General features: G+C 68.1%; 3 protein-coding genes. All 3 read right to left on the reverse strand.

Annotation, left to right across the window (positions count from 1 at the left end):
* Positions 1-1,446: GspE/PulE family protein (locus AC1D12_RS23605; protein WP_477843225.1), on the reverse strand; the 1,446-nt coding region annotated here is incomplete at its 3' end.
* Positions 1,447-1,495: 49 nt separating this feature from the next.
* Positions 1,496-4,054, reverse strand: a complete 2,559-nt coding sequence (locus AC1D12_RS23610) for a GspE/PulE family protein (protein WP_490363543.1) — start codon at positions 4,052-4,054, stop codon at positions 1,496-1,498.
* Positions 4,055-4,207: 153 nt separating this feature from the next.
* A partial coding sequence (locus AC1D12_RS23615) for a TRAP transporter large permease (RefSeq protein ID WP_477843227.1) occupies positions 4,208-5,399 on the reverse strand: 1,192 nt, incomplete at its 5' end.

Here is a 5,399-nt window from a genome sequence, read left to right on the forward strand (position 1 = left end):
GCCGGTCATCACGTCGAGCCAGGCGCCTTCCTGGGCGGTGGGCAGGTGCGGGCGCGAGCATTGCGTGCAGTTGCGGCGCACCAGCCGCTGCGCGATGACCGCCTGCAGCGCGGTCGCCACCATGAAGGCCGGCACGCCCATGTCGAGCAGGCGGAACGGCGTGCTGGCCGCGTCGCGCGTGTGCAGCGTCGACAACACCAGGTGGCCGGTGATGGCGGCGCGCAGGCCGATCTCGGCGGTCTCGGGATCGCGCATCTCGCCGACCAGGATCACGTCGGGATCCTGGCGCAGCATCGCGCGCAGCACGCGCGCGAAGCTCAGTTCGATCTTCTCGTTCACCTGGACCTGGGTCAGGCCGGGCAGGCGGTACTCCACCGGATCCTCGACGGTGATGACCTTGTTGCGTACCGCGTCGATCTCCGACAGTGCCGCGTACAGCGTGGTCGTCTTGCCGGAGCCGGTCGGGCCCGTGACGAGCACCGTGCCGGTGCTGCGGCCGAGCAGATCGCGAAAGCGCGCCAGCATGTCGCCGGGCATGCCGATGTCGTCGAGCCGCCGCACCTGGCTGCCCTGCCCGAGCAGGCGCATCACCAGCGATTCGCCGTACTGGCACGGCAGCGTCGACAGCCGCACGTCGAGCGTGCGATCGCGCAGGCGCAACGTGAAGCGCCCGTCCTGGGGCAGGCGCTTCTCGGAGATGTCGAGGTTGGCCATCAGCTTCAGGCGCTGCGCCAGCGCGGCGGCGATCCGCTTGTCGGCCTGCGTCTGCGTCTGCAGCACGCCGTCGATGCGGCTGCGGATCAGCAGCTCGTGCTCCTGCGGCTCGATGTGCACGTCGGAGGCGCCGATCTGCATCGCGTCCTCGAACACCGATTCGAGCAGCCGCACCACCGGCGCGCCTTCCTGGCCGACCGCGGCCTGCAGCGTGCCGAAATCGACCGCGTCGCCGATGTCCTTCTCGAGGGCCTTCGCGAGCCCGGTGATCTCTTCGGTGCGGCGGTAGTGGCGGTCGAATGCCGGCGTCAGCTGGCTCTCGGGCGCGACGGCCGACTGGATGCTGCGCTTCAGCAGGCGCGAGATGTCGTCGTGGGCGACCAGGTCCAGCGGGTCGGCGAAGGCCACCAGCAGGTGTTCGCCGCGGTCCTCGAGGACGATCGCGCGGTGGCGCCGCGCCGCCGCCTCGCCGAGCAGCCGCACCACCTCGCCCTTCAGCGGGAAGATGTTCAGGTTGACCACCGGCACGCGCAACTGGCGCGCCAGCGCATGGGCCAGCGCCTCTTCGGTCAGCGCGCCGCGCTCGATCAGCACACGGCCGAGCTTGCGGCCGCTCGCGCGTTGCAGCTCCAGCGCCTGCGCCAGCTGCTCTTCGGAGATCAGGCGCTGCGCGAGCAGCACGTCGCCCAGGCGCAGCTTCTCGCGGCGTGCCGCTGCCGTGGGGGCGTTCATGGCCACGCGCCCCCGCGGCGCGCCGGTGGGCGTGTCCCCGCGGGGACGGTCAGGTGTTGCTGGTCGCCCGCACCTCGGCCAGGCTGGTCACGCCCTGCAGCACCTTCTCGATGCCGTCCTGGCGCAGCGTGCGCATCCCCTCGAGCAGCGCGCACTGCAGCAGCTGTTCGGCACGCGCGCTGGTCTGGATCAGCCGGCGCAGTTCGCGGGACACGATCATCAGCTCGTGCAGGCCCGCACGCCCCTTCTGGCCGGTACCGCCGCACTTGTCGCAGCCGGGGCTGTGGTAGTGCATCAAGTGGCCGTTCTGGCCGAAGCGCTCTGTCCATTCTGCTCGGATCACGTCTGGTTGGAACCCAGGGTGATCTTGCGGACAGATATGCAAGTAATCGTGCAGAAGCTCGTCGATTTCGTCGGGAGATGCCAACCGTGCCACACGGCAGTGGGGGCACAAACGTCTCACCAACCTTTGTGCCAGTACACCCAGCAGGGAGTCCGCGAAGTTGAACGGATCGAGGCCCATGTCGATCAGCCGCGTGACGGTTTCAGGCGCGCTGTTGGTGTGCAGCGTGGACAGCACCAGGTGGCCGGTCAGCGAGGCTTCGACGCCCATCTGCGCGGTTTCACCATCGCGCATCTCGCCGACCATGATCACGTCGGGGTCGGCGCGCAGGAAGGCGCGCAGCGCCTTCGCGAAGGTCCAGTCGATCTTCGGGTTGACCTGCACCTGGCGCAGCCCGGGCTGGGTGATTTCCACCGGGTCCTCGGCAGTCCAGATCTTGCGCTCGGGCACGTTGATGTGGCTGAGCGCGGAGTGCAGCGTGGTCGTCTTGCCGGAACCGGTCGGGCCGACGCACAGCACCAGGCCGTAGGGGCGCTCCATCGCCTCCTTCAGGTGCTTCAGGTTCCACGGGCTGAGGCCCAGGTTGTCCAGCGGGATCGGCTTGGCCGACGCGAGGATCCGCATCACCACGTCCTCGAGCCCGCTGTTGGTCGGGATGGTGGCCACGCGCAGCTCGATCTTGTGCTGGGCCGAGAACTTCGAGAAATTGATCTTGCCGTCCTGCGGCTTGCGGCGCTCGGAGATGTCGAGGTCGCACATGATCTTGATGCGCGCGATCAGCGCGTTGCGGTAGTTCGGCGGCAGTTCCAGGTGGGTGCGCAGCGTGCCGTCCTTGCGGAAGCGGATCTTGATCTTGTCGCGGCCCGGGTAGCTCTCGATGTGGATGTCGGAGACGCCTTCCTTGTGCGCCTCGATGATCATGTTGTTGATCAATCGCACCAGCGAGTTGTCCGATTGCTCGATCTGCCGCTCGTCTTCGAAGGAGGGCAGGTCGAAGGAGTCCTTCTCCAGCGTCTCCATCAGCTTGCCGGTGTCGGCGGCGACGAACTCGATCGGCTTGTCGGGCGAGTCGCCGTTGGCCGCCTGGTGGTTGGCGGCGCCGATCTTCTCGTAGGCCTCGAAGATGGTATCGGCCACCGAGCGGCCCAGCGCCAGCACCGGCACGATCTTCATCTGCGCGATGAACTCGACCTCGTCGACCGCGTTGCGCCGGCGTGCCGGGTCGTCGATCGCGATCACCAGCCGGCCTTCGCGGATCAGCAGCGGCAACACCAGCATCCGCGCCGCGGCCGCATACGGCAGCTTGCGCAGCGCCTCGGCCTCGACCGGGAAGGCGTTGACGTTGACGACCGGGTAGCCCATCTTGCGCGCGAGCGCCGTCTGCAGGTCCTCGCGCGAGACGGTGCCCATGCGCACCAGCAGCTCGCCCAGCGGCACGCTGYGGTCGTTCTTCTGCTGCGACAGCGCGTCCTGCAACTGTTCTTCGCTGACCAGGCCGAGCGAGGTCAGCGCCTCGCCGATGCGCACCATCGGCATCTTGGCCTGCTGCTCGATCGCGCTGAGCAACTGGATGGGCGTGACGATCTGGCGCGAGACCAGGATGTCGCCGAGCTTCTGGTTGCGCAGTTGCTGCTGCATGTCGGCGGCCTGGGCCACCTGCTGCGGGGTCACCATCTTCTGCGCCACCAACAGGTCGCCGATGCGCTCGCCGATCTCGAAGCTCTCGTAGGCGTCGCGCGGCACGAACAGGCGCTGCACGCTGCCCTGCGCATCGATCGGCGGGAACAGGAACAGGCCGTGCGGCGTGTCCACATGGCCGATGGTGTCGCCTTCGAGCAGCGCGCCGGATTTCAGCGTCACCTTGTAGCGGCTGGACGGCCGGTGCTCCAGCATGCCGGCGTGCGGGTCGCGGCTGGCATCGCTGGCGGGCTTGAGCGGCTCGACGACGCGCAGGCAGCGGAATTGCGTGAAGCGCAGCGCCATCGTCGTGCGCGCCGGCGGCACCTGCACATGGGCGACGGTGGACTCCGGCACGAAGAAGATCAGCCGGCCGTTCATCTCGCGGTCGTTCAGCCCGACGATCTGGCAGGCCTGCGGCTGGTTCTGTTCCAGCGCATCGGGGTAGGCGGCGAACGGCGGCGTCGGCCAGCGGAAGCCTTCATGGCGGGCCTTCTCGGCCGGCGCGGGAGCGGGCGCCGGGGCGGGCGGTTCCGAGAGGGGCGGCAGGTCGAGCGCCCAGTTCGGCGGAGTCGTCAGATTGGACACGGGTCCATCCTTTGGAGGACGGGCGCGTGCGGACAGGCCGGCGCGCCAGGGCGCGGAACAGTTTTCCGCCCTGGCATCGTAGAAGTACCACCCCCAGTACGAAGCGATGAATTGACGGCCTTTGGGCCGCCATATCCGCTTGCGGAGCAGGTACTAGCTTTTCATCTGTTCCGGGAGGAACGTGATGATCTGCGGAAACAGGTAGAACAGCACCACCATCAGAACCATCAGCAGGAAGAACGGGAAGGCGGTCTTCGCGATGTAGCCGATCTCGCGTCGCGTCATGCCCTGCAGCACGAACAGGTTGAAGCCCACCGGCGGTGTCACCTGGGCCATCTCGACGACGATCACGATGAAGATGCCGAACCACAGCGGATCGATGCCGGCCTTCTGCACGGTCGGCATGATCACACCCATCGTCAGCACCACCATCGAGATGCCGTCGAGGAAGCAGCCGAGGATCACGTAGAACGCGGTCAGCATCAGGATCAGCCCGAACTGGCTGAGCCCCAGCGTCGCGATCCACTCGGCCAGGTGGCGCGGCAGGCCGATGTAGCCCATCGCGAGCGTCAGGAAGGCAGCGCCGGCCAGGATCAGCGCGATCATGCAGTACAGGCGTGTGCCGCCCATCAGCGACTGTTTGAACGTGCTCCAGGTCAGCGAGCCCTGCAGTGCCGACAGGATCAGCGAGCCCAGCACGCCCAGGCCGGCGGCTTCGGTGGCGGTGGCGATGCCGGCGTAGATCGAGCCCAGCACCGCGGCGATCAGCAGCACCACCGGGATCAGGCTGCGCGATGCGTCGAGCTTCTCGCGCAGGCTCATCGGCGCGTCGGCCGGCGGGATCTGCTCGGGGTGGCGCAGCGACCACAGCGCGATGTAGCCCGAGAAGATCAGCGCGAGCAACGCACCGGGCAGCACGCCGGCGATGAACAGCTGCGAGATCGAGACATCGGCCGTCACGCCGTAGACGATCATGATGATCGACGGCGGGATCAGCAGGCCGAGCGTGCCGGCCCCGGCCAGCGAGCCGATCGCCATCGCATCGGGGTAGCCGCGGCGCGCGAGCTCGGGCAGGCTCATCTTGCCGATGGTGGCGCAGGTGGCCGCGCTCGAGCCCGACACCGCGGCGAAAATCGCGCAGCCCACGACGTTGGTATGCAGCAGGCGGCCGGGCAGGCGTTGCATCCACGGCGCGAGGCCCTTGAACATGTCCTGGCTGAGCCGGGTGCGGAACAGGATCTCGCCCATCCAGATGAACAGCGGCAGCGCGGTCAGCGTCCAGCTCGAGGCCGAGCCCCAGATCGTCACCGCCATCGCGTCGCCCGCAGGGCGCGAGCTGAACAGC

It is taken from the genome of Rhizobacter sp. P1_G5, assembly GCF_056405435.1.